The following is a 24622-nucleotide window of genomic DNA, read 5'->3' as shown; positions in this document are numbered from 1 at the left end:
GGCCTACTCGGGCCTGATCGTCGTGCCCGGCGCTCCGCGCAGGTCGCCGGAGGTGATGTAGCAGGTCTCCATCGTGTTGTTGAGCATGACCTGCTGCTCACTGACGGCGTCCGGCAGGCCCGCGCCGATCTTCTTCAGCTCGCGGCCGACGTCCTCCGGCGCCCAGGAGGCGTCGATGTGGATCGGCACCGGAGAGGTCACCCCGCCAGCTGCGGGGTGACCTCGAGGCTGGCGACGATGATGTGGAAGTCGCCGTTGAGCGTGGTGATCTGGCCGGGGCCGGTGCGCTGCCACACGGCGGTGGTGCCGGCCGTCTGGGCGGGGAAGCGGACGTTGAGGTTGTCCAGCACGACGCGGTCGGCGTCGATGCGGATCGCCGGGCGCGGGCCCTGCACGGTGTCCACGGTGACGTAGGAGAGCTTGACGTCGCCTAAGAGCCGCGTCGAGTCCGAGCGCACCGTGTAGGTGGTGCCCGGCAGCGGGGGCATGCCGGCGATCGGCTCCGGCGGGGCGGTGTCCAGACCCGGGATTTCGGGGGCGGGCGCGTGCGGGGCCGGCACACCGGGGATCTCGGGGACCTCGGGCACGAGCTCCCGGATGTCGGAGGGCACCTCCGGCGGAGCGGGCAGCTCGGGCGCGGGGACGGCCGGGATCTGCGGCGCGGGGATCTCCAAAACCTCCGGCACCTCCGGCACCTCTGGAATCGCCGGCAGCTGCGCCCGTGCGGCGGGGGAGGGTGAGCCCGCGACGAGTCCGACGGCCGCCACGGCCGCGACCGCCGCGGCGCCCGCCCCGGTCCCGGCACCCGCGCCGCGCTTCGAGGGGCGCTCGCCGGGGCTCCAGGACAGCGCCATCGCGCCGCCGACGATCGCCAGCAGGGTGCCCAGGATGAACCCGCCGAAGTTCGAGGCCGGCAAAGCGACCACGCCGAGGATCAGCGCGGTGACGCCGGTCAGGATGCGACCGTCACCGCGGAACCAGGTCATCAGCCCGCAGATGATCAGCAGCGCGCCGATGACCAGGGTGGACACCCCCGACATCGAGGAGATCTGCACCTGGATGTTGGAGACCTCGAAGGAGAGGTAGGCCGGGACCATGATGACCACCCCGGCGAGGATCATCAGCAGCCCCGCGGTGAACGGGCGCTGCCGGGGCCATGCGCCGAAGCCGCGGTTGGCCTCCTCGAGGCCCGACTCCGGCTCAGCCTCTTCAGCCCGAGCCGCCGGCTTCTCCTCCCGGATCAGCCGTCCGGTGCGGGTCCGCCTAGCATCGGCCACCGTTCGCCTCCTCGATGATGATCTTCGCGCCGGCGGCGGTCAGCTGGTCGGCGGCGATGGACGAGGCGTGGATGGTCTGGTCCTTGGCCAGCAGCTTCTCGGCGGCGATGCCGCCGGATCCGGCCGGGCCGCCCAGCTGCCCGGTGTCCACGCCGATCTGCGGCTTGACCAGGGTCAGCGTGCCCTCGATCTCGGTGGATCCGATGACCAGGTTGTCGGCCTGGGTGTTGTCGCCCTCGGTGACCATCTGGAACTTGCGGTCGCCCATGCCGGGCACCTTGACGGGCGCGGACATGCACAGGTCGGAGATCTTCGCGTCGTCGATGCGCAGGCGCGAGACCCCCACGGGGCCGTCGGCCATCTCGTCGGAGTCGACGAAGAGGGCGAAGCCGGTGCCGTCGATGCCGCCGACCTGCTGGGTGAAGATGGTGTTGGACAGCGCCAGGTTGGCGGAGAGCCCGCCCTGCGCCATGGCGACGTCGGTGCCGGCGGTGGCCAGCAGGCCGAGGCCGAGGATGCCGGCGAAGCGCAGCTTACGGATGTGACCCATTGGAAAACTCCCGTCACGTCGTTCCGTCGCGGAGGCGGCGGTGTCTAGTTTGGTGGGCTAAACAATAACGTGACTGTAGTCACCATGTACGACGATTCGCGCGTGTCACGGGAAAGTCCTGCACAGGCCGCGCAAAAACTGCGCCGCCGGCCGGGCCGCGGCCTCAGCTCTCCGCCGCGCCCGGCCACCCCGGGTACTCCGGCGGGGTGCCGCCGAAGGCGGGGCAGATGTCCTGGAAGGAGCACCACCCGCACAGCTTCGAGGTCTGCGGCCGGAACGTCCCGGCCTCGCCGTCGGCCACCACACTGGCCCACAGCCGGCCCAGGTCGCGTTCGAAGTACTCCAGCTCCTGCGGCGAGGGCGTAAGGTACAGCGAGTCGACGACCTTGAGGTACATCAGCCGCAGCTGGTCGGGGATGCGCCCGAAGAGGCGCCAGTAGACCAGCGCGTAGAAGCGCATCTGGAAGAACGCCTGCTCGGAGAAGCGCCGCGAGGGCTTCTTGCCCGTCTTGTAGTCGACCACGCGCACCTCGCCGGTCGGCGCGACGTCGACGCGGTCGATGAACCCGCGCACGGGCACCCCGTTGGGCAGCACCATGTGTACGTAGCGCTCGGTGGAGTCCGCGTCGAAGCCCTGCGGATTCTCCATCCGGAAGTACCCCTTGAGCAACTCGCGGCACTCGACCAGGAAGCCGAGCATGTCCTGCTCGGGCACGAGCTCGTCGAGCTGCGGGTCCTTCTCGCACATCTCCGCCCACGTCGGCTTGAGCCGCTTGACCGCCGGCGGCAGGGTGCGATCCTCGCGCGGCCAGGAGTGCATCTGCTCGAGCACCGCGTGCACCAGGGTGCCCTTGACCTGGGCGACGGTGGAGGGCTCGTAGAGCTTGTCGATGCTGCGGAAGCGGTAGAGCAGCGGGCACTGCCGGTAGTCCCCGGCGCGCGAGGGCGACAGCGCCAGCGGGCGCGCCTTCCCGGTCGAGTGGTGGGCGGGTATTCCGGGCAGGGGTTCATCGGTGGCAGTCATGATCACCCCCAAGCCTATCGGCGCGCCGCGACGCCGGCGTGGTTGACTTGGGGCATGTCCGAAGCAGCTGACTTCATCGACTTCCTCCGCGCCACGCCGAGCTCCTTCCACGCCGCCGCCGAGGTCGCCTCCCGCCTCGAGGCCGCGGGCTTTACCCGCCAGGACCCCGGCGCGGCCTGGGACGCCACGCCGGGCGGCCACGTGCTCGTCTCCGGCGGGGCCGCCGTGGCCTGGTGGGTGCCGGCCTCCGCCTCGCAGGCGTCGGCCTTCCGTGTCGTCGGCGCGCACAACGACTCGCCGGGCTTCGTGCTCAAGCCGAACGCCGAGTTCACCGCCGCCGGCTGGCGCCAGCTGGCCGTCGAGGTCTACGGCGGGCCGATCATCCCGTCCTGGTTCGACCGCGACCTCGAGCTCGCCGGCCGCCTGGCGCTGCGCGACGGTTCGACGGCGCTCGTGCGCACCGGCGCGGTCGCGCGCATCCCGCACCTGGCCATCCACCTCCACCGCTCCAACGACTTCGAGCCGGACCGCCAGCGCCACGTCCAGCCGGTGCTCGGTCCCGAGGGCACGGGCCGGCCGTTCAAGGACGTGCTTGCCGACGCCGCGGGGGTCGGCGTCGGCGACATCGTCGCCGCCGACCTGATCACCGTGGACGCCCAGGGACCCGCCGAGCTCGGCGGGGTACTCGCCGCCGGGCGCCTGGACAACCTGACCAGCGTGTGGGCCGGACTGGAGGCCATCACGGCCGCCTCCCGTGAGGTGCCCGAGGGCCGCGACGTCCTCGTCTTCACCGCCTTCGACCACGAGGAGGTCGGCTCCGCCTCGCCGACGGGCGCCGGAGGTCCCTTGCTCACCCGCGTCCTCGGGCGCACCGCCCGGGCGCTGGGCGCCGACGAGGACGCCCGTGCCGCGATGCTCGAGCGCTCCTTCTGCGTCTCGGCCGACGCCGCACACTCGGTGCACCCGAACTACCCGGAGAAGCACGATCCCGGCCACCAGCCGATCCTCGGGCGCGGCCCGGTGACCAAGATCAACGCCAACCAGCGCTACTCCTCGACAGCCGTGACCGTGGCCCGCTGGCGCGCCGCGCTGGCCGCCGCCGGGGTGCGCGGTCAGGACTTCGTCGGCAACAATGCCGTGCCCTGCGGCTCGACCATCGGGCCGATCTCGGCGACGCGCACGGGCGTGCCCACCGTCGACGTCGGTGTGCCGCTGCTGTCCATGCACTCGGCGCGCGAGCTGTGCGACCCGGCCGACGTGGCCGGGCTCGCCACCGCGCTGACCGCCTACTACCGCCTCTAAGGAGAACCCATGGCCTACTCCGGCCCCTTCCAGCCGGGCGACCGCGTCCAGCTGACCGACCCGAAGCGTCGGCACCACACCATCGTCCTCGAAAAGGGCGGGGTGTTCTTCACCCACAAGGGCGAGATCCACCACGACGACATCATCGGCCTCGACGAGGGCTCGGTGGTGCGCTCCCAGCTGGGCAGCGAGTACCTCTGCTTCCGCCACCTCTACGTCGACCACGTGCTGTCCATGCCGCGCGGCGCGGCCGTGGTCTACCCGAAGGACACCGCCCAGATCCTCGTCGAGGGCGATATCTTCCCGGGGGCGCGCGTCCTCGAGGCCGGAGCCGGCTCCGGGGCGCTGACCATCGCGCTGCTGCGCGCGGTGGGGGAGTCCGGCGAGGTGCACTCCTGGGAGATCCGCGAGGACCACCTCGGCTTCGCCCGCGAGAACGTCGCCGCCTACTTCGGCGGCGAGCCCGCCAACTGGCACCCGCACCTCGGCGACCTCGGCGAGGTCACCGTCGAGGACACCGGCGGGCAGGTCGACCGCGTGGTGCTCGACATGGTCGAGCCCTGGCACTTCCTGGGCACCGTGCGCGACCTGCTCATCCCCGGCGGGGTGCTGATGACCTACGTGACCACCGTGCCGCAGCTGATGAACACGATGGAGGGCATCCGCGAGACGGGCAGCTTCGCCGAGCCGCGCGCCTGGGAGACCCTGCTGCGCGAGTGGCGCGTCGAGGGCAAGGCCACCCGTCCGGAGCACCGCATGAACGCCCACACCGCCTTCCTGGTCTGGGCGCGCCGCCTGGCCGACGGGGTCACCCCGCCGCACCCGCAGCGCCGCGCCCGGCGGTGACGCGGAGCTAGTCTGGGTCCCATGAATTCGCCGGAGTCCTTCGACCAGCACCGCCGCCGTGAGGCCGCCACCGCCGCCGCAAAGGAGCGCGAGCGCGCGGGCGCCAACGAGCTGCAGAAGCTGCGCGACGAGACCGCGGAGCTCAACCGCACCAACCGCTACCTCGGCGCGCGCAACGCCAAGCTCGCCGAGATGCTCAAGAGCTCGCGCGACAAGCTGGCCAACCTCTACCAGCAGATCGAGGCGATGGCCGAGCCGCCGTCGACCTACGGCATCTTCCTGGAGCGCTCGGACGACGGCCAGTCCGCCGAGATCGTCACCTCGGGCCGCCGGCTGCGCGTGCCCATGTCGCCGTTGGTCTGCCAGGCGGACCTGCGCCCGGGCATCCGTGTGCGCCTCGGCCAGAACCACCAGCTCATCGAGGCCGCGGGCTTCTCGGAGACCGGCGAGCTGGGCACCCTGGTCGAGCTGCTCGGCCGCGAGCGCGCCATCGTCGCCGACAGCACCGGCGAGCAGCGCGTCGTCACGCTGGCCGGGCGGCTGATCGAGACCGGCACGCGCACCCCGCGCGCCGGCGACTCGGTGCTCTTCGACCGCCGCTCCGGCTGCGCCTTCGAGGTCATCCCGAAGGCCGACGTCGCCCGGCTCTCCCTCGAGGAGGTCCCGGACGTCACCTACGCCGACATCGGCGGCCTCGACGAGCAGATCGAGCAGATCCACGACGCCGTTGAGCTACCCTTCGCCCACCCCGAGCTCTACCGCGCCTACGACCTGCGCCCGCCGAAGGGCGTCCTGCTCTACGGCCCGCCCGGCTGCGGCAAGACGCTCATCGCCAAGGCCGTGGCCAACTCGCTGGCCCGGCGCGCCGGCGAGGACACGCAGTCCTACTTCCTCAACGTCAAGGGCCCGGAGCTGCTCAACAAGTACGTCGGCGAGACCGAGCGCCAGATCCGCGTGATCTTCGAGCGCGCCCGGGAGCTCGCCGGCGCCGGCCGCCCGGTGATCATCTTCTTCGACGAGATGGAGTCCCTCTTCCGCACCCGCGGCTCGGGCCGCAGCTCGGACGTGGAGACCACCGTGGTGCCGCAGCTGCTCGCCGAGCTCGACGGTGTGGAGGGCCTGAGCAACGTCATCGTCATCGGCGCGACCAACCGCGAGGAGCTCATCGACCCCGCGCTCCTGCGCCCCGGCCGCCTCGACGTCAAGATCCGCGTCGAGCGCCCCGGACCCGAGCAGGCCCGCGACATCTTCGCCCGCTACCTCGGCGGCAACGTGCCGATGGCCGCGCCCGCCGAGGAGCTCATCGACGCCGCCGTCGAGGCCCTGTTCACCCCGCGGCCCTACGTCGAGCTGGAGTACTCCGACGGCTCGACGCGCCAGCTGTGCTACCACGACTTCGTCTCCGGCGCGATGATCGCCAACATCGTCGACCGTGCGAAGAAGCTGGCGATCAAGGACCTCATCGCCGCCGGCGGGGCGCTTGACGACGCCGCGTCGGCGGGCGTGAGTGCGCAGCACCTGCGGTTGTCGGTCGCCGCCGAGGAGCACGAGAGCGAGGACCTGCCCAACACCTCGAACCCGGACGAGTGGAGCCGGATCACCGGCGAGAAGGGCCGCCGCGTCGTCGAGGTGCGCACGCTCGGCTGAACTAGGATCGGGCCCATGTCACGTTTCCTGGGCACCGAGACCGAGTACGGCATCGCCACCCCGAGCCGGCCGGAGCTCTCGCCGATCGTCACCTCCACACACGTCGTCGTCGCCTACGCGGCGGTGGAGACCGGCGCGCGCTTCCGCTGGGACTTCCAGGACGAGTCGCCGCTGCGCGACGCCCGCGGCTTCGACCTGCGCCGCTACCGCACCGTGCCGGTGGTCAACTCCGACGCGCTCGGCGTGGCCAACGTCGTCCTCGACAACGGCGCGCGCTACTACGTCGACCACGCCCACCCCGAGTACTCCGCCCCGGAGTGCAGCTCGGCGTTCCAGGCGATGGTCTACGACGCCGCCGGCGACGTCATCCTCAACCGGGCCGCCGCGGACATCGCGGAGCTGGCCCGCCAGGACGTCTCCGTGCTCAAGAACCACGAGCCGTGCCCGCCGGTGAAGATCTACAAGAACAACGTCGACGGCAAGGGTGCGTCCTACGGCTCCCACGAGAACTACCAGTACTCCCGCGAGACCGACTTCGGCGTGCTGGCCGCGAGCCTCATCCCGTTCTTCGTCACCCGCCAGGTCGTCGTCGGCGCCGGGCGCATGGGCCGCGGCGAGAAGGGCGAGGAGGACGGCTTCCAGATCTCCCAGCGCGCCGACTACTTCTGCCAGCCGATCTCGCTGGAGACGACCCTCAACCGCGGCATCATCAACACCCGCGACGAGCCACACGCGGACCCGGACTCCTACGGGCGCCTGCACGTCATCATCGGCGACGCGAACATGTCGCAGACCGCCAACCTGCTCAAGCTCGGCATGACCGCCCTGGTCATCGACGCCGTGGAGGCCGGGGTCGACTTCTCCGACCTCAAGCTCGCCGACCCCGTCGCCGAGCTCAAGGCCGTCTCCCGCGACCTGACGCTGAGCCACCGGCTGACCCTCGCCGACGGCCGCGAGCTGACCGCCCTCGAGATCCTCGCGATCTACCGCGAGCGCGTCCAGGCCACCGACGCCGAGGACGAGCGCGTGCTCGCCGCGTGGGACGAGGTCTGCGGGCTGCTCGCCCAGGGGCCGCTCGCGGCGGCCGGCATCCTCGACTGGCCGACGAAGTGGCAGCTGATCTCCTCCTACATGGAGCGCGCCGTGCCGGTCGACGACGCGAAGCTGAAGTTGATCGACCTGCAGTACACCGACATCGACCCGGCCAAGGGCCTCTACCACGCGCTCGTGCGCGCCGGCCGGATGCGCACGCTCGTCACGCCCGAGGAGATCGAGCGCGCCGCGGACACCCCGCCGGCCGACTCGCGCGCCTGGCTGCGCGGCACCGTCGTCTCCCGCTTCGCCGAGGACGTCGCCGCCGCCAGCTGGCAGTCGCTGACCCTGCGCGTGCCCGCCGGCCTGGCCCGCGTGGGCATCCCCGCCACCGACGGGGCCACGGAGGCCGAGCTCGGCGCGGCGGTCGAATCGGCCGCCGACGCGGAGGCCCTCGTGGCCGCACTCGAGGCCGCGGGCCTGCCCGTCGAGCGCGTCGCCGATCAGTGAGGACAGTGAGGGCACCCTCAACCCGCCGTCGCTACAGTGGACGGCAATCAGAACCAGAGTCTGGAGGTCACACGTGACACAGAAGAACACCCAGATCCAGCCGGGCGGCGGCCGGGACGACTCCGAGGAGTCCGGCCTCGATTCCGCCGCGGGCCAGGTGCAGGTCAACACCCAGGGCACCGACGATCTCCTCGACGAGATCGACAGCCTGCTTGAGACCAACGCCGAGGAGTTCGTCAACGCCTACGTCCAGAAGGGCGGGCAGTAGGCCGATGGGGGAGGTCTTCACCCGCCGCATCATGGGCCTGGAGACCGAGTACGGCATCACCGCCGTGGCCGACGGGCACCGCGCCCTCGGCCCCGACGAGATCTCCCGCTACCTGTTCCGCCCGGTGGTCGCCGAGTACTCGAGCTCCAACGTCTTCATCCCCAACGGCGCGCGCCTCTACCTCGACGTCGGGGCGCACCCGGAGTACGCCACCGCCGAGTGCGACGGGCTGAGCCAGCTGGTGGCCCACCACGTCGCCGGCGACCGCGTCGTCGACGAGCTCGCGGTGCGCGCCGAGCAGGCCGTGGCCGCCGACGGCATCGACGCGCAGGTCTACCTGTTCAAGAACAACGTCGACTCGCTGGGCAACTCCTACGGCTGCCACGAGAACTACCTCGTCGGCCGCTCCGCCGTGCTCAAGACGCTCGGCCGCGACCTGATGCCCTTCCTGGTCACCCGCCAGCTCGTCTGCGGCGCCGGCCTGGTCACCCGCCCGCGCGGCGACCGCCCGGCCGATTTCCTGCTCTCGCAGCGCGCCGACCAGGTCTGGGAGAGCGTGTCTTCGGCGACCACCCGCTCGCGCCCGGTGATCAACACCCGCGACGAGCCGCACGCCGACTCGCACCGCTTCCGCCGCATGCACGTCATCGTCGGCGACTCGAACATGGCCGAGCCGACCACCGCGCTCAAGGTCGGCTCCATGCTGCTCATGCTCGAGCTCGCCGAGGCCGGCGCCGGCCTGCCCACCGTCGAGCTTAAGCATCCCGTGGCCCAGGGCCGCGTCGTCGCCCGCGACGTCACCGGCCGCGCCGAGCTCGAGTGCGCCGACGGCTCGACCACCTGCGCCCTCGAGATCCAGCGCGTCTGCTGTACCGCCGCCCGCGCCTGGCTCGCCGAGCGCCCGGAGACCGGCTCGGGCACCTCGACGGCCGAGATGACCCGTGTGGTCGAGCTGTGGGAGCGCGCCCTGGACGCCGTCGACTCCGGCGAACTCGACCGGGTCGGCCGTGAGGTCGACTGGGTGATCAAGCGCAACCTCCTCGAGCGCTACCGCGACCGCCTCGGCGGCGACTGGGCACACCCCAAGCTCGCCCAGGTGGACCTGGCCTACCACGACATCCGCCCCGGCCGCGGGCTCTACGCCCTGCTCGCCGCGCGCGGCCTCGTCGAGCACTGGGTCGACGAGGCCGCCATCGCGGCCGCCGTCGACACCGCCCCTCAGACCACCCGGGCGCGGGCCCGCGGGGAGTTTCTCGCCGCCGCCCGTGCGGCCGGCACCCAGGTCACCTGCGACTGGCAGCGCCTCAAGGTCACCCGCCCCGAGCCGGAGACCCTCGAGCTCTCCGACCCCTTCGAGCCCCACCCGGAGGGCCTCGAGCACATGGTGGAACTGGCCGGGGGCCCGCGATGAGCAGCCGGGCGCCCAAGCGCGACGTCGGCCTAGAGCGCCGCCTCAACCTCGTCTTCGCGCTGATCGACGCCGACAACCACGGCGGCGCCTATCTGGACTCCGGGTGGCTGCGCGCCCACGTCGCCGGCTACGGCGACCCCGCTAACGAGTCGCCCCGCGAGGCCAACACCGGGCGCAAGCGCCTGGCCCGCGACATCGACGAGCTGCGCCGCGTCGGCGTGCCCGTCGAGGTCAGCCGCGACGGCGACGGCGAGGGCTACCGGCTCGTGCGCGAGCGCTACGAGCTGCCGCCCATCAGCTTCACCCCCGACGAGGCCGCCGTCCTCGGCCTGGCCGGCGACCTCGGCGGCACCTCCGAGCTCGGTGTCTTCGCCCGCTCCGGGTGGACCAAGCTCGCCGCCGCCGGGCTCGACCGCGACCTCTCCGACGCCGCCGGCACCGTCTTCACCGCCGCCAACGACCTGGCCCGGGTGCCCAACAGCACCGTGGGCGCCGTGCTCAAGGCCGTCGGCACGGGCACCTCGGTCACGTTCGACTACCGGCGCGACCGCGCCACCGCCGCCCAGCGGCGCCGTATGGACCCCTGGGGCCTGGTCAACCACGCCGACCGGATCTACCTCGCCGGCCACGACCTCGACCGCGACGAACCGCGCACCTTCCGCCTGCTGCGCGTCAGCGCGGTCGAGCTGACCGGCGCGCCGATCGCCCACCCCGACGAGGGCCGCGACCTGCAGCAGCTCGTCGCCGAGGCGCTCGCCCGCGGGCGCACCACCGTCGACGCCACCGTGCGCCTGGCCGAGGGCCGCTGCCAGGAGCTGCGCCGCACCGCGGCGCAGGTCGACGCCGACGGCACCGCCCACTTCGCCGGCGTGGACCGCGACTGGCTCGTGCGCACCGTCGCCGGCTTCGGCGCCGACGCCGTGCTGCTCGCGCCCACGGACGCCCGGCGCGACGTCGTCAATCTCTTGCGTAACGGGGGAGAGGAGCACCGATGAGCACCACCGGAGACCGCCGCACCGACCTGGTGCGCGCGCTGAACCTGCTGCCGTACTTCTCCGCGCACCCCGGCCGCAGCATCTTCGAGGCCGCGCGCGACCTCGGCCGCGAGCCCAAGGAGCTCATGGCCGACCTCGACCGGCTCTTCTGCTGCGGGCGCCCCGGCATGTTCCCGGACGACCTGGTGGACATGCGCAAGGACTACCGGCGCGTCGAGATCCTCAACGACCAGGGCCTGGACAAGGCCCTGCGCCTGACCCCCTCGGAGGCCGTGGCGCTGCTGATGTCGCTGGAGTCCCTCGAGAACGTGCCCGGCATCGCCGACTCAAAGGCCGTGCGCTCGGCGGCCGCGAAGCTACGTGCCCACACCGGCCGCAGCGCGCGCGGGGTCGCCGACGCCACCCCGCAGGGCACCGGCGCCGACGCCGACGGGCTGCTGCGCGACCTGCGCGAGGCCGTCGCCGCCCGCCGCAAGGTCGCCTTCACCTACGCCTCGCTGTCCTCGGACACCTCCCGGCGGCGCACCGTCAGCCCCGCCCACCTCTTCAGCCACGAGGGCCACACCTACCTGCGTGCGCTCGACGGGGGAGAGGAGCGCACCTTCCGGCTGGACCGCATGGACGACCTCGAGGTCACCGACGAGGCCGCCGAATCGGGCGCCGCCGCCCTCGACGCCGACGCGCCCTTCGACTTCGGGCCCGGCTGCACCGCCGAGCTCGAGCTACGCGAGTCGATGGCCTGGCTCGCCGATACCGTTCCCCTCGAGCTCGGCGAACCGGCCGACGGGTGGATCCCCGGGCGCCTCAACGCCGGCTCGCGGGAGTGGCTCGCACGCTTCGTGCTCTCGCACGGCGACCGCCTGCGCGTGACCGGCCCGCCGGAGCTCGTCGACTTCCTCGTGGCACGCCGGGCCGCCGCGCTCGCGGCGTATGATGACCGTCAGTGACGCCCCGACTGATAGCCTGGGGCGAGTATCCCGAGGCGCCCGAAAGAGGGCGCCGGCAGCGCGAAGCAAGGAGTAGTCCCTGATGCCGAACCTGGGTTGGCCGGAAATCCTGATCATCCTGCTGGTCATCGTGATCCTCTTCGGGGCGAAGAAGCTGCCCGACGCCGCACGGTCGGTCGGCCGTTCCATGCGCATCTTCAAGTCCGAGATGAAGGAGATGGGCAACGACGACGACCCCGCCGCCAAGGGCAAGGACGCCAAACCCGCCCAGGGCGAGATCACCTCGGGCTCCGGGCGCGCCGAGGTCGACGCGAACGACTACGCCCCCGGTGCCGCCGAGCGCCGCACCCAGGGCGAGGAGCGCGCCTAGTCCATGACCGCGGAGCGCAAGCGCCGGCTGCACCTGCCGGGGGCGAAGCGTCGGGCCAACCCCGACGGCACGATGACGATCATCGAGCACCTCAAGGAGCTGCGCCGCCGCCTGATCATCTGCCTGCTGGCCGTCGCCGCGACCACGGTCGTCGGCTTCGTCTGGTACCAGAACTCCGCCTTCGGGCTGCCCACCCTGGGCGAGCTCATGCGCGGGCCCTACTGCGAGCTGCCCGTGCACATGCGCATCACCTTCGGGCCCGACGAGGAGTGCCGCCTGCTGGCCACCCGGCCCTTCGAGATGTTCCTGCTGCGCCTGAAGGTCGGCGCGATCGTGGGCCTCGTGCTCGCCAGCCCGGTCTGGCTCTACCAGGTCTGGGCCTTCATCACCCCGGGCCTGCACAAGACGGAGAAGCGCACCACCTTCACCTTCGTGACCATCGCCGTGCTGCTCTTCTGCGCCGGCGCCGTGCTGGCCTACTTCGTGCTCTCCTACGGGCTCGAGTTCCTCATGGGCATGGGCGACGAGGCGCAGTTCGCCGCGCTGACCGGCCAGGACTACTTCAACTTCCTGCTGGCCCTGCTCATCGTCTTCGGCGTCAGCTTCGAGGTCCCGCTGCTCATCGCCGCGCTGAACATCGTCGGCCTGCTCTCCTACGACGCGCTGAAGGACAAGCGCCGCTACATCGCCGTCGGCCTGTTCATCTTCGCCGCCTTCATGACCCCGGGCCAGGACCCGTTCTCCATGGTCGCCATGGCGATCGCGCTGAACGTCCTGGTCGAGCTCTCGCTGCAGTTCTGCCGCATCAACGACAAGCGCCGCGGCCGTGAGCGCCCGGAGTGGATGGACCTCGACGACGACGAGTCCTCCGGGGCCGTCGCCGCGCCCGCCCCGGTCGCCCCCGCGGCCCCCGTCCACGCCTCCCGCCGCCTCGACGGGACGGACTACTCGGACGTCCTCTAGGCCCGCCCACTAGCCTGGGGGACCATGGGCTCCCATCTCGACCGTTTCACCGCCGGCCTCGACTTCGACCTCGACGACTTCCAGCTGCGCGGCTGCCGCGCGGTGGAGGCCGGCCACGGCGTCCTCGTCTGCGCGCCCACCGGCGCGGGCAAGACCGTCGTCGGTGAGTTCGCCGTCGACCTCGCCCTCGCCCAGGGCACCAAGTGCTTCTACACCACGCCGATCAAGGCGCTGAGCAACCAGAAGTTCAACGACCTGTGCGCCACCTACGGCGAGGACCGCGTGGGGCTTTTGACCGGCGACCGCTCGATCAACGGCACCGCCGACGTGGTCGTGATGACCGCCGAGGTGCTGCGCAACATGATCTACGCGCACTCCCCGCAGCTCGACCGGCTCAGCCACGTGGTCATGGACGAGATCCACTACCTGGCCGACGCCTCCCGCGGCGCGGTGTGGGAGGAGGTCATCCTCAACCTCGACGAGGACGTCCACATCATCGGGCTGTCCGCCACCGTCTCCAACTCCGAGGAGTTCGGCGAGTGGCTGGCCACCGTCCGCGGCGACACCGAGGTCGTGGTCACCGACCACCGCCCGGTCCCGCTGGACCAGTGGATGCTCGTCGGCCGCGCCGTCCTGCCGCTCTTCGAGCCCGGCCCCGTCGCCGCCGAGGGCACCGGGGGAGGGGTCTCCAGGGCCCTGCAGCGCGCCATCGACCGCGCCGAGCGCCGTTCGACTGACGACGCCCCGCATGAACGCCGTGGCGGTTTCCGTTCCCGTTCCACGGGGCGCCGCCCCGGCCGGGAGCGGCCCACCCGCGAGCGCTCCTGGCGCCCGCCGAGCCGCCCCGACGTCATCGCCGCGCTGCGCGACCAGGGCATGCTGCCCGCGATCACGTTCATCTTCTCGCGCGCCGGCTGCGACGGCGCCCTGCACCAGTGCCTGCGCTCCCGGCTCGTGCTCACCGACCAGGACGACGCCGACCGGATCGGCGAGATCGTCGACGCCGGGGTGGCCGGCATCCCCGAGGAGGACCTGAAGGTCCTCGGCTTCCGCCAGTGGCGCGCCGCGCTCACCCGCGGCTTCGCCGCCCACCACGCGGGCATGCTGCCGGCCTTCCGGCTGATCGTCGAGGACCTCTTCCAGCGCGGCCTGGTGCGCGCCGTCTTCGCCACCGAGACCCTCGCGCTCGGCATCAACATGCCCGCGCGCACCGTCGTGCTCGAGAAGCTGGTCAAGTACAACGGCGAGACCCACGCTGAGCTCACCCCGGCCGAGTACACGCAGCTGACCGGCCGCGCCGGTCGCCGCGGCATCGACACCGTGGGCAACGCCGTGGTCCATTGGGCCCCGGCCGTCGACCCGCACGCGGTGGCGGGCCTGGCCTCCACGCGCACCTACCCGCTGGTCTCCACCTTCGCCCCCGGTTTCAACATGGCCGTCAACCTGCTGGGCACCCTCGGCTACGCCACCTCGCTCGACGTGCTCGAGAGCTCCTTCGCCCAGTTCCAGGCCGACCGCGCCGTCGTCGGCGACGCCCGCAAGCTCGACCGGGCCCGCGCCCGGGTCACCGAGCTCGAGGAGCAGCTCGCCGCCGAGGTCGCGGCCCTCGCCCCGCCGAGCGACGACCCGCTCGAGGACCTCCTGGACTACCTCGAGCTGCGGCGCGAACTGAGCGACGAGGAGAAGGCCGCGCACCGCAACGCCTACGCCGAGCGCGAGAAGGAGACGCTGACCCTGCTGGCCCGCCTGCAGCGCGGCGAGGTCATCGCCATGCCCGCCAAGCGCCGCCCGGTGCTCGCCGTGGTGGTCAACCCCGCCAACCAGACCCTCGACCCGCGCCCGCAGGTCATCTCCGAGACGGGCTGGGCCGGCCGCATCGAGGCCGGCGCCTTCGCCAACCCGCCCGTCGTCCTCGGCCGCATGAAGCTGCCCAAGGGTGTGCAGCACAACCCGCGCCGCCACGCCAAGTACGTGCGCGACCAGTTCCACCGCCACAGCTTCGGCCGGCCCAAGCACATGCGCACCCGCCCGCGCGTGCGCCCCACCGCGAAGGTCACCGCCCTGCGAGAGGCGGTGCACAACCACCCCGTGCACGACTGGCCCGGCTCCGACCGCGAGTCCCTGGCGCGCACCGGCGAGAAGCTCATCCGGCGCCGCCGCGAGGCCCGGTCGCTGGCCGCCGCCGTCGACGGCGCGACCGACACCCTGGCCCGGGCCTTCACCCGCATCCTCGACCTGCTCGCCGAGTACTCCTACGTCGAGTTCGACGAGTCCGGCACCCCGCACGTCACCGACGAGGGGGAGCGGCTGGCCCGCATCCACAACGAGGCCGACCTGCTCGTGGCCCAGTGCCTGCGCCGCGGCATCTGGGACGGGCTCGACCCCGCCGAGCTGGCCGGCACGGTCTCGACCTGTGTCTTCGAGAACCGCCGCGAGACCTCCGGGGAGGCCGCCGCGCCCACCGACGACATGGCCGACGCGATGAACGCCACCGAGCGCATCTACGCCGAGCTCGCCTCCGACGAGCGCCGCCACCGCCTGCCCGTGACCCGCGAGCCCGAGCCCGGCTTCGCCCTGGCCATGCACCAGTGGACCGCAGGCGCGCCGCTCGGCTACGCCATCCAGGCCGCCGCCGAGTGCGGCGCCGAGCTGACCCCGGGAGACTTCGTGCGCTGGGCCCGCCGCGTGGTCGACCTGCTCGAGCAGGTCGCGGCCACCGGCTACTCCGACGAGGTCCGCCGCAACGCCCGCCGTGCGGTCGACGCGATCCGGCGGGGCGTGGTCGCCCTCGGCAACTGAGCGGACCTACCATAGGGAGCATGTCTGAACTTTTCGACGCCTCCGTCTACGCCGACCGGCTCGGGCGCGCGCAGGGGCTCCTGCGCGAGCGCGGCCTGGCCGGCATCGTCATCGGCCCCGGCCCGGAGCTGGCCTACCTCACCGGCTCCTGGACCTCCTCGCACGAGCGCCTGACCGCGCTGACGGTCACCCCGACGAAGAGCCGACTGATCGCCCCCGAGACCGACCTGCACTCGCTGGCCGACTCCGCGGTCTCCGAGCTGGACGTCGAGGTGCTCGGCTGGGCCGACGGCGAGGACGCCCACGCCCTGGCCGCCGCGCCCGTTCTCGAGGGCGACGCCGACGGCGCCGTCGGACTCGGCGACAGCCTGACCACCCGCCACGTGCTGGCGCTGCAGGAGCTCTTCGCCCCGCGCGAGACCAAGGTCGCCGCCCTGGCGCTGGCCGAGCTGTTCACCCGCAAGGACGCCGCCGAGATCGAGCAGCTGCGCGCCGCCGGCCGGGCCATCGACGCCGTGCACGCGAAGGTCCCGGAGCTGCTGCGCGCGGGCCGCACCGAGGCCGAGGTCGCCGCGGACATCGACAAGCTGATCCTCGAGCGCCACGGCGTCGTCGACTTCGTCATCGTCGGCTCCGGCCCCAACGGCGCCAACCCGCACCACGACTTCTCCGACCGCGTCCTCGAGGACGGGGACATCGTCGTCGTCGACATCGGAGGCACCTACGGTGTCGGCTACCACTCGGACTGCACGCGCACCTACGTCGTCGGCGGTGACCCGGCCACGCTGCCGGAGGAGGCCCGGTCCATGTACGCCGTGCTCGCCGAGGCGCAGGAGGCCGCCGTCGCGGCCGTGCGACCCGGCGTGACCGCCGCGTCGATTGACGACGTCGCGCGCTCCCGCATCACCGAGGCCGGTTACGGCGAGGCGTACTTCCACCGCACCGGCCACGGCATCGGGCTGTCCACCCACGAGGAGCCGTTCATCATGGCCGGCAACGACCTCGTCCTCGAGCCCGGCATGGCGTTCTCCGTCGAGCCCGGCATCTACCTGCGCGGCCGCTTCGGCGCCCGCATCGAGGACATCGTGGTCGTCACCGAGGACGGCTGCGAGCGCCTGAACGAGGGTCCCCGGGAGCTGCGGTGAGGACCCGCGTGCTCGTCGTCGGCGGCGCCGAGGGGGTCGGCCGCCTGGCCGCCGGCCTCTTCCGCGGCGGCTGGGAGGTGACCACCGTGGTGCCGGCCTCCGTGACCGTCGCCTACGGCCGGGTGCTCACCGGCTACCACGGCGGCGCCGCCGGGCTGGCACGCACCATCACCGAGGGCCGCATCGAGGTGATCGTCGACGCCGCCGCGCCCTTCGACGCGGAGCTGCACGCAGACACCGCGGAGGCGGCCCGCGCCACCGGGGTGACCATGGTCGCCTACGCTCCGCCCGCACTGTCCGGCGTCGTGAACCTCCCCGACGCCAAGGCCGCCGCGGCCTGGGTCACCCGCCACGCGCACCACGTGCTCCTCGACTGCGCGGACGGGGTGCTCGACCCGACGGCCTTCGCCGACGACGCCGACAACCTCTACGTCCTGCGCCGCGCGCCCGCCCAGGCCGAGGCCTGGCCCCCGCGCCACCGGGACGTCCCGGATGTCCCGGACGTCGCAGGCTCCGTCCGGGACCAGGGCCAGAAGGGGGAAGAGCGCGCCGTGCTGCGCGACAACCAGGTCGATGCCGTCGTCCTGCCCGACACCGGCGAGGCCGCCCACCAGGTCACCCTGGCCGCCGCGGAGTCGCTCGGCGTGCCCGTCGTCGCCGTCGCCCGGCCCGACGTGCTGCCCGCCGTGACCGTCTTCGACTCACCCGAGGACGTGGTGCGGGCACTGTGAACCCGCCGGTAGGGTGGGCGACATGCCTTATCTGATCGTCATCCCGTACCTCGTGATCGAGGGCCTGGCCTTCTGGGCCGTGGCCTCCTGGCTCGGCGGGGGCTGGGCGCTGCTGCTGCTCTTCGCCTTCTTCTTCCTGGGCCTCGGCCTGGCGGGCCTCGAGATGCGCACCATCGCCACCCGTGCGGCCGGCAACCGGGAACGCCCCGGCAAGGCCGCCGGCGGGATCGGGCTGACCGCCGCCGGGGCGGTGCTCGTCGCCGCCCCTGGCTTCGTGACCACCTTCCTCGGCCTGCTGCTCATCTTCGGGCCCACCCGCGAGCTCATCCGCCGCGGGCTGGCCCGGCGCCTGCGCACCTTCCTCGAGGACATGGGCGCGCGCACCTTCGAGGCCACCGCACACTTTGGCCCGCGCACCAGCTACGGCTCCTTCAACGACCACGAGGTCATCGACGAGGACGAGATCGCCCAGTTCCGCCAGGAGCCCGACGACTTCGACGGCAGCGACGGCGGCGACAACGGGGGCGACAACAAGGGCACGGACGGCCGGTGAACCGGTACCTGCGCGGCCTGCGCCTGCTCATCGCGATCGTCGGCGGCGTCGCCGTCTACGCCTCCTATGAGCCCACCGGCTGGTGGTGGGCGGCAATTCTCGGCGTAGGCCTCTTCTTCCTCGCGCTCTCGCCGTGGGGCGCGGACCGCCCGGGCCTCGGCTTCGGCGCGCTCATCGGCCTGGCCTTCGGACTCGGGAACTACCTCGGCCTTCTGCCGTGGATCGGAGAGTTCGTCGGCGCGCTGCCGTACGTCGCCCTCGCCATTGTGCTGGCCTGCTACATCGCGCTCGGCTCCGTCGCGCTCACCGCGGTGCTCCGGTGGCGCTTCGGCCTGGCCGCCGCGCCGCTGGTCTACCTGTTCATCGAGTTCTGCCAGTCGACCTTCCCCTTCGGCGGCTTCGCCTGGGTGCGCCTGGCCTGGGGCCAGATCGCCGGGCCCCTGGCCGCCCTGGCCCGCTACGGCGGTCCCGCCCTGGTCACCCTCGCCGTTTGCGCCGCCGGCGCCGCGCTGACGGCCCTCGTCCTCTCCGCCTTCCGGCGCCGCCTCAGCCTCGCCGGCGCGGTCTGCGTCGTCGTGGTGCTCGCGGCCGGCCTGGGCGCCGGCACCCGGCTCGACCCGGAGGACACCCGCATCGGCCAGACCCGCATGGCGGCGATCCAGGGCAACGTGCCGCGCATGGGGCTCGACTTCAACGCCCAGCGCCGCGCCGTGCTGGCCAACCACGTCCGCGAGACCGAGCGCCTCGCCGCCGAGGACGTCGACCCGGACATCGTCATCTGGCCCGAGAACGCCTCCGACGTCAACCCCTTCCTCGACTCGAGCGCGCGCGCCATGACCGAGTCCGCCGTCGCCGCCGTCGACGCCCCGGTCCTGGTGGGCACGCTCACCCGCGACGAGGTCGGCGCCCGCAACACGATGGTCGTCTTCGACCCGCACGGCGTCGGCGACCGCCACGACAAGAAGTACCTGCAGCCCTTCGGTGAGACGATGCCGATGCGCGACTTCTTCCGGCTCTTCTCCGACTACGTCGACCAGGCCGGCGACTTCAAGCCCGGCGACGGCGACGGAACCGTCCACATGCGCGGCGTCAACGTCGGCGTGGCCACCTGCTACGAGGTCATCGTCGACGCCGCCTACCGCGACGCCGTGCACGCCGGCGCCGAGATCCTCGTCACACCGACGAACAACGCCACCTTCGGCTTCACGGACATGACCTACCAGCAGCTGGCCATGTCGCGGATGCGCGCCATCGAGCTCGACCGGGGCGTCGTCGTGGCCGCGACCTCGGGGGTCTCTGCCATCGTGACCCCCGACGGCACCGTCACCGGGCAGACCGCCATCTTCGACCACGACCACCTCGTCGCCGACCTGCCGCTCAAGCGCGGGCTGACCCCGGCGGCCAGGTGGGGGAGGGCCTTCGAGTGGACGGCGGTTATGATGGGCGGTGCCCTCGCGGCCCTCGCACTGTTCACCGTCAGAAGGAGAACCCACCGTCGTGGCACCAAGTGACAGCACCCTGGTCATCATCCCGACCTACAACGAGCTGGGCAACCTGCCCCTCATCACCTCGCGGCTGCGCACCGCCGAGCCCGAGGTGCACGTGCTCGTCGTCGACGACAACAGCCCCGACGGCACCGGCGAGAAGGCCGACGAGCTGGCCGCGGCCGACGACCACATCCACGTCCTGCACCGGGAGGGCAAGGGCGGCCTGCTCGGCGCCTACCTCGCCGGCTTCGAGTGGGGCCTGGAGCGCGACTACCAGGTCCTCTGCGAGATGGACGCCGACGGCTCGCACGCCCCGGAGCAGCTGCACCTGCTCCTCGAGCAGATCGCCGAGGGCGCCGACCTCGTCATCGGCTCCCGCTACGTCGAGGGCGGCAAGGTGGTCAACTGGCCCAAGAAGCGCTGGATCCTCTCCCGCGGCGGCAACATGTACATCTCGCTGGCGCTGGGCACCGGCCTGACGGACACCACCGCCGGCTACCGCGCCTTCCGCCGCGAGGTCCTCGAGCAGCTAGACCTCGACCAGCTCTCCGCGGCCGGCTACATCTTCCAGGTCCACCTCGCCTGGCTGGCCGTCGAGGCCGGCTTCGACGTCCGCGAGGTGCCGATCACCTTCACCGAGCGCGAGATCGGCGAGTCCAAGCTCTCGGGCAGCTTCGTCGGCGACAGCCTCGCCGTCGTGACCAAGTGGGGCCTCAAGCACCGCGGCCAGCAGCTGCGCGACCTGGTCTCCGAGATGGCCAAGCTCGGCGGCCACGCCATCAGCGAACGCCGCCGCAAGGCGCGCAACCTGCGCAACTTCTAGCGCGCACGCGCACCGTCAATTGCCGACGCCGCGCAGCGCGACGTCGGCAATTAAGAAAGACCCCGTGGGAGTTCCACGGGGTCTTTCCGGGTTGAGGAGTAATCGAGGGCTACTTGCCCTCCTCCTTGTCCTTCTGCGCCTTGAGTCGCGCGGCGGAGCGGCGGCGCTTGCGCAGGTGCTCGATGCGCTCCTCGAGCAGCTCGTCGAGCTCCTCGATGGAACGACGCTCGCGCAGCATGTCCCAGTGGGTGCGCGGCGGCTTGGCGGGCTTGGACTCGACGCCCTCGCCCTCGACGAGGGTGCCCATCTGGCCGTTCTTGCACAGCCAGGACTCGGGGATCTCCGCGTCTTCGGCGAAGGGGACCTCGAAGATCTCACCGGAGTCGGTGCGGTACTTCACCATCTGGCGCGGAGCCAGGTCGTGGTCGCGGTCAGTCTCGTAGGAGACGGCACCCATGCGGCTGCCACGGAGCACGCGGTCGGCCATATTCGCATCAGTCCTTTACTCGATCCCTTATTCCAGACGCTCAAGTATAACGCCCCACGGGTCTGGTTTGTTCCCGGGTGGGCTAGACTGTGTGCGTGCCAGACACCCCCGCCACACCGGACAACCGGCGCCGTCGTCCCACGACGTGCCAGTGGTGCGGTAAGGCGATCGAGAGCAGCGGCCGGGGGCGGCCCCGCAAGTACTGCAGCGCCACCTGCCGCCAGCGCGCCTACGAGCAGCGGCACAACCTCTCCGGACGACCCATCCCGGCCGACGCCGTGGTGATCACCCCGGAGCGGGCGGAGCAGCTGCGCGACGGCCTGTTCGAGGTCCGCTGCGCCGCGGAGGACGTCGCCACGGCCGCCGGCGAGGGTGCCGGGGCCGCGGAGCTCGAGGGGTTGTGCTCGGAGCTGGTGGCTCTGGCCAGGAGAGTCGAGAAGCTGAGGTAGTCGATGCTGAAGAACCGGAAGTTCGTGATCACCGCCTTCGTCGTGGCGATCGTGCTGATCGCCGTCGCCGGCGTGGCGCCCGCGGTCATATCCGCCTTCACCGGCCCCGGGGTCAAGACCGAGGGCCTGACCGACGAGTACGCCAAGCCCGCCGAGGTCAGCCTCGACGGCGACTGGGAGGTCGTGCGCAACCGCGGCGACAACGCCACCTCCGTCGGCTTCACCTTCCCGGAGCTCCTGCCCGGCGACCGCCGCGTGACTTCCGGGTCCACCCAGCAGATCACCGGCGGGGTGCGCGTCGAGGACCGGAAGCTCGTCGACGGCACCGTCACCGTCGACATGAACACCATCGAGTCCGACAACGAGCGCCGCGACATCAACGTCCGCAACAAGATCTTCGAGACGGACAAGTTCCCGACCTCCGAGTTCCGGGTCACCGAGCCCGTGGACCTCTCGGGCGTGCCCGACGACGGCACCGCCGGCGAGGTCGAGCTCACCGGCGAGCTGACCATCCACGGGGTGACCCGCGGGGTCACCGCGCCGTTCAAGGTGCTGCGCGACCGCGACCGCGTGGTCGTCTCCTCGACGATCCCGGTCAACCGCCTCGACTACGAGGTCGAGACCCCCGACTTCGTCGCCGCCACCATCGACGAGCAGGGCGAGATCAACATCCGCCTGACCCTGAGGCAGCCCTGATGCTGCCGCGCATGATCCCCTGGCTGTGGGTTCGCCTGGCCATCGTGATCGCCTTCGGCATCTGGCTGACCACCACCGAGGTCGCCTGGCTCTCTCTGCTCTGCGTGCTCCTCGCCGCGCTGACCGGCTGGCAGCTCTACACGGCGTACCGGGCACGGTAGGGGCTCGGCGAGGTGTCCGTGCGCGTGGAGCGGGCCCAGGTGCTGGGCCATCGCCTGCGTGCGCAGGGGCTGCTGCCTCGGTCCGCTGATTGCGGCGTCGGCGCGTTCCAGGACAGCCCACCCTCGTCCGCCGCGCAGGCGGCGGCGGTGCGCGGTGTGGTCAATGCCCGGCCCGTGTGCTCCTGGGCGATGCGGGGCGCGCCGTTCGTCTTCGACGCCGCTGGCCTGCCCGTCTACACCCTCGGCGCGCTGCCGCCCACGCCCGAGGGCCGGCTGCGCCTGATCCGCGGCGTCGGCCGCATCTCTCCGCGCTCGGGCTCTCGGTCGACGAGGCCCGCGAGCTCGTCTCCGCGCAGCTGCCGGGGGTGCTCTCCGGGCGGCGCCTCGCCATCGACGAGCTCGGCCGTCAGCTCGCCGCCGCCGTCGAACCGTCGCTCAGCTCTGAGGCGCTGTGCGTGTGGCGCGCGGAGGGCCCGCACGCGGCCGGCTGGCCCGTCGGCGAGGCCGTCGTCCACTTCCTGCTGCGCCTGTGCTGCCTGCGCGGCGAGCTCGCCTTCGCGCCCCGCAAGGTGGATAAGGCACCGTTTGCGCTGCTCAACGAGTTGATTGACGACGTCCCGTTCGTCGGCCTCGGCGTCAATGGTGCGGGTGGCGGGGACGGCGGCGCTGCCGCCGGTGGTGCGGCCGCCCGCGCCGAGTTGGCGCGGCGTTTCCTGCACGTCTACGCGCCCGCCAACCGCGGCGACTTCGCGGCGTGGCTCGGGGTGGGTTCGAAGGACGCGGAGGGGTGGTCGGCACTCACCGACGAGCTCGTGTCAGTGCGCTACGGCGGCCGGCGGGTCTACGCGCTCGAGTCGGATCTCTCCGCTCTCGTGTCGGCGCCGGATCCGGCGGAGGCCGAGGCTGCTGAGCTTGGGGCGACGCTGCGCCTGCTGCCGCCCTCGGATCCCTATCTGCAGGCACGGGACCGGGCGACGATCGCGGGGGAGGAGCACCACAAGGCGATCTGGCGTCCGGTCGGTGCCCCGGGCGCGGTGGTCGTCGCCGGCCGAGTGGTCGGTGTCTGGCGGCCGCGGACCAGGTCGGGACGGCTCATGGTGAGGGTGTTCTGGTTCGGTTCGGATGGTTGCGGGCGGTCCGGGAGTGCCGGGAGTCCCGGGAGCCCTGGGAGCTCCGCGGGGAAGGCTGTGGGGCAGGACGCGGGTCAGGTCTCGCTTAAAGCGTTGGAGGAAGCCTGTGAGCGCGAGGCAAATCTGATTGCCGGGGCGCGGGGTGTTGATCTGTCCGGGGTCGTCTTCGAGGCGCAGTGATCTACTGCGCTCGGCTTTTGGCCTGGTGTGGCGTTGGTCGGCTACGGCGCTCAACGAGCCCCAGGCGAGGGTTGGCGCTACTTCCTGGTCGACGCATCACGGTGGGTGGCCTCCATTTGTGGTCGATCCTGGCTTGCAGGGGAGCGACCCATCGGTCATGCGGTGGCGGGGGAGTCAAAGGGAGGGGTGCAGTGATCTACTGCCGGCCCTTCTAGCCGCGGGGAACCAGGCCGGCCGCTCGGCGACCGGTCCCCCTCAGCGTCGCAGTAACCTAATGCAGCTCTCCGGACGGTCTCGGATATGGACATGCAGTGACCAACTGCAAGCTCGCTCAGTCGTGGCCTGCTAGGTGACGGTGCAGTGACCTACTGCAGGGCCGGATAAGCCAGTCTCAGAGGGGCGTGATGAAGCGATGCGGTGACTTACTGCGACCCCCATCCGGTCCCTCCGATGGCGACCTTGAGACGGCGATGCAGTAACTCACTGCAAACCCCGGTAGTCCCGAGGGGCCGGCCGACCCGATCCCGGGTCGCAGTGATCCACTGCAAGCCCCACCCGAGACCTGCTCACCCAAAATTCACAGCCCACGTTCGAACACACAGGCTACCCATGTCCCACCCCTGCGCTACACTGAAACCCGAACACACAAGGCACCACAAAGTGCCAGTACACACCACATAATCAGGGGGTAGAAAGGACCATGCGACACCACCGGGGACGACCCAAAGGCCACCACACACCATCGAACACCCGCATGAGAAGGAAGCTCGGCCGGCGCCAGGCCCGCCGCAGGATCATCCGCCAGGCGACCACCAGGCGCCAACGTGTCACCGCCAAGA

The 24622-nt window shown here is 71.8% G+C and carries 25 protein-coding genes; 20 read left to right on the top strand and 5 right to left on the bottom strand.

From position 1 onward, the window contains the following. Positions 1-3: 3 nt before the first annotated feature. The 4 genes from QP119_RS06525 to QP119_RS06510 all read right to left on the bottom strand — a co-directional run bounded on the left by QP119_RS06525 (position 4) and on the right by QP119_RS06510 (position 2851). Positions 4-189, bottom strand: coding sequence for a hypothetical protein (locus QP119_RS06525; RefSeq protein WP_284774639.1), 186 nt, complete (start codon positions 187-189; stop codon positions 4-6). Between the two features lie 8 nt (positions 190-197). Then, positions 198-1277: a DUF6114 domain-containing protein gene (locus QP119_RS06520; RefSeq protein ID WP_284774636.1), complete on the bottom strand. Its 1080-nt coding sequence runs from the start codon at positions 1275-1277 to the stop codon at positions 198-200. Then, positions 1264-1827: a DUF6230 family protein gene (locus tag QP119_RS06515; protein WP_284774634.1), complete on the bottom strand. Its 564-nt coding sequence runs from the start codon at positions 1825-1827 to the stop codon at positions 1264-1266. Before QP119_RS06515 ends, QP119_RS06520 begins: the two co-directional genes overlap by 14 nt. A gap of 163 nt (positions 1828-1990) precedes the next feature. Then, positions 1991-2851 carry a RecB family exonuclease gene (locus QP119_RS06510; RefSeq protein WP_284774633.1) on the bottom strand — a complete coding sequence of 287 codons (861 nt, stop codon included), beginning with the start codon at positions 2849-2851 and terminating at the stop codon, positions 1991-1993. A gap of 54 nt (positions 2852-2905) precedes the next feature. Here QP119_RS06510 and QP119_RS06505 point away from each other — a divergent pair, with 54 nt between their 5' ends. The 16 genes from QP119_RS06505 (at position 2906) to QP119_RS06430 (ending at position 20680) form a co-directional block, all read left to right on the top strand. Next, positions 2906-4153 carry a M18 family aminopeptidase gene (locus QP119_RS06505; protein WP_284774631.1) on the top strand — a complete coding sequence of 416 codons (1248 nt, stop codon included), beginning with the start codon at positions 2906-2908 and terminating at the stop codon, positions 4151-4153. A 9-nt stretch (positions 4154-4162) separates the two neighbouring features. Then, positions 4163-4999: a tRNA (adenine-N1)-methyltransferase gene (locus QP119_RS06500; RefSeq protein WP_284774628.1), complete on the top strand. Its 837-nt coding sequence runs from the start codon at positions 4163-4165 to the stop codon at positions 4997-4999. A 21-nt stretch (positions 5000-5020) separates the two neighbouring features. Beyond that, entirely contained in the window at positions 5021-6646 is a 1626-nt protein-coding gene (gene arc / locus QP119_RS06495; protein WP_284774626.1) for a proteasome ATPase, read from the top strand. A gap of 15 nt (positions 6647-6661) precedes the next feature. Next, positions 6662-8188, top strand: coding sequence for a depupylase/deamidase Dop (gene dop, locus QP119_RS06490; protein ID WP_284774624.1), 1527 nt, complete (start codon positions 6662-6664; stop codon positions 8186-8188). 73 nt (positions 8189-8261) lie between these two features. Further along, positions 8262-8456 carry a ubiquitin-like protein Pup gene (locus QP119_RS06485; RefSeq protein ID WP_284774623.1) on the top strand — a complete coding sequence of 65 codons (195 nt, stop codon included), beginning with the start codon at positions 8262-8264 and terminating at the stop codon, positions 8454-8456. 4 nt (positions 8457-8460) lie between these two features. Beyond that, positions 8461-9867, top strand: coding sequence for a Pup--protein ligase (gene pafA / locus QP119_RS06480; protein ID WP_284774620.1), 1407 nt, complete (start codon positions 8461-8463; stop codon positions 9865-9867). Further along, positions 9864-10862, top strand: coding sequence for a helix-turn-helix transcriptional regulator (locus tag QP119_RS06475; RefSeq protein WP_284774618.1), 999 nt, complete (start codon positions 9864-9866; stop codon positions 10860-10862). Before pafA ends, QP119_RS06475 begins: the two co-directional genes overlap by 4 nt. Beyond that, positions 10859-11809, top strand: a complete 951-nt coding sequence (locus QP119_RS06470) for a helix-turn-helix transcriptional regulator (RefSeq protein ID WP_284774615.1) — start codon at positions 10859-10861, stop codon at positions 11807-11809. The genes QP119_RS06475 and QP119_RS06470 overlap by 4 nt, the downstream gene beginning before the upstream one ends. A gap of 82 nt (positions 11810-11891) precedes the next feature. Then, positions 11892-12179: a Sec-independent protein translocase subunit TatA gene (gene tatA, locus QP119_RS06465; protein WP_284774613.1), complete on the top strand. Its 288-nt coding sequence runs from the start codon at positions 11892-11894 to the stop codon at positions 12177-12179. Between the two features lie 3 nt (positions 12180-12182). Then, the gene (tatC, locus tag QP119_RS06460) at positions 12183-13142 is read left to right on the top strand and encodes a twin-arginine translocase subunit TatC (protein ID WP_284774611.1); all 960 of its coding nucleotides are present in this window, start codon (positions 12183-12185) and stop codon (positions 13140-13142) included. A 24-nt stretch (positions 13143-13166) separates the two neighbouring features. Further along, positions 13167-15941: a DEAD/DEAH box helicase gene (locus QP119_RS06455; protein WP_284774609.1), complete on the top strand. Its 2775-nt coding sequence runs from the start codon at positions 13167-13169 to the stop codon at positions 15939-15941. A gap of 20 nt (positions 15942-15961) precedes the next feature. Further along, positions 15962-17086 carry a M24 family metallopeptidase gene (locus QP119_RS06450; RefSeq protein ID WP_284774607.1) on the top strand — a complete coding sequence of 375 codons (1125 nt, stop codon included), beginning with the start codon at positions 15962-15964 and terminating at the stop codon, positions 17084-17086. Positions 17087-17094: 8 nt separating this feature from the next. Then, complete coding sequence (locus tag QP119_RS06445) at positions 17095-17817, top strand: precorrin-6A/cobalt-precorrin-6A reductase (RefSeq protein WP_284774605.1); 723 nt, start codon at positions 17095-17097, stop codon at positions 17815-17817. Between the two features lie 22 nt (positions 17818-17839). Then, the gene (locus QP119_RS06440; protein WP_284774603.1) at positions 17840-18370 is read left to right on the top strand and encodes an FxsA family protein; all 531 of its coding nucleotides are present in this window, start codon (positions 17840-17842) and stop codon (positions 18368-18370) included. Next, positions 18367-19881: an apolipoprotein N-acyltransferase gene (gene lnt, locus QP119_RS06435; RefSeq protein ID WP_284774601.1), complete on the top strand. Its 1515-nt coding sequence runs from the start codon at positions 18367-18369 to the stop codon at positions 19879-19881. The genes QP119_RS06440 and lnt overlap by 4 nt, the downstream gene beginning before the upstream one ends. Next, complete coding sequence (locus QP119_RS06430; protein WP_284774599.1) at positions 19868-20680, top strand: polyprenol monophosphomannose synthase; 813 nt, start codon at positions 19868-19870, stop codon at positions 20678-20680. Before lnt ends, QP119_RS06430 begins: the two co-directional genes overlap by 14 nt. Positions 20681-20789: 109 nt before the next feature. Here QP119_RS06430 and QP119_RS06425 read toward each other — a convergent pair whose 3' ends face one another. Next, positions 20790-21167: an RNA polymerase-binding protein RbpA gene (locus QP119_RS06425; RefSeq protein ID WP_284774597.1), complete on the bottom strand. Its 378-nt coding sequence runs from the start codon at positions 21165-21167 to the stop codon at positions 20790-20792. A 95-nt stretch (positions 21168-21262) separates the two neighbouring features. Between QP119_RS06425 and QP119_RS06420 the strand changes: the two genes are divergently transcribed. The 4 genes from QP119_RS06420 (at position 21263) to QP119_RS06405 (ending at position 23783) form a co-directional block, all read left to right on the top strand. Further along, on the top strand, positions 21263-21616 hold the full coding sequence (locus QP119_RS06420; RefSeq protein ID WP_075663840.1) for a hypothetical protein: 354 nt from the start codon (positions 21263-21265) through the stop codon (positions 21614-21616). Positions 21617-21619: 3 nt separating this feature from the next. Continuing rightward, positions 21620-22312: a YceI family protein gene (locus tag QP119_RS06415; RefSeq protein ID WP_284774596.1), complete on the top strand. Its 693-nt coding sequence runs from the start codon at positions 21620-21622 to the stop codon at positions 22310-22312. Then, complete coding sequence (locus QP119_RS06410) at positions 22312-22473, top strand: hypothetical protein (protein WP_284774595.1); 162 nt, start codon at positions 22312-22314, stop codon at positions 22471-22473. Before QP119_RS06415 ends, QP119_RS06410 begins: the two co-directional genes overlap by 1 nt. A gap of 176 nt (positions 22474-22649) precedes the next feature. Then, positions 22650-23783: a DNA glycosylase AlkZ-like family protein gene (locus tag QP119_RS06405; protein WP_284774594.1), complete on the top strand. Its 1134-nt coding sequence runs from the start codon at positions 22650-22652 to the stop codon at positions 23781-23783. The last annotated feature ends 839 nt before the right edge of the window (positions 23784-24622 follow it).

Source organism: Corynebacterium frankenforstense, from assembly GCF_030211955.1.
GTDB classification, from domain to species: Bacteria; Actinomycetota; Actinomycetes; order Mycobacteriales; family Mycobacteriaceae; genus Corynebacterium; species Corynebacterium frankenforstense_A.
Note: the sequence above shows the minus strand (reverse complement) of the source record. Positions and strands in the feature narration are given on the sequence as shown.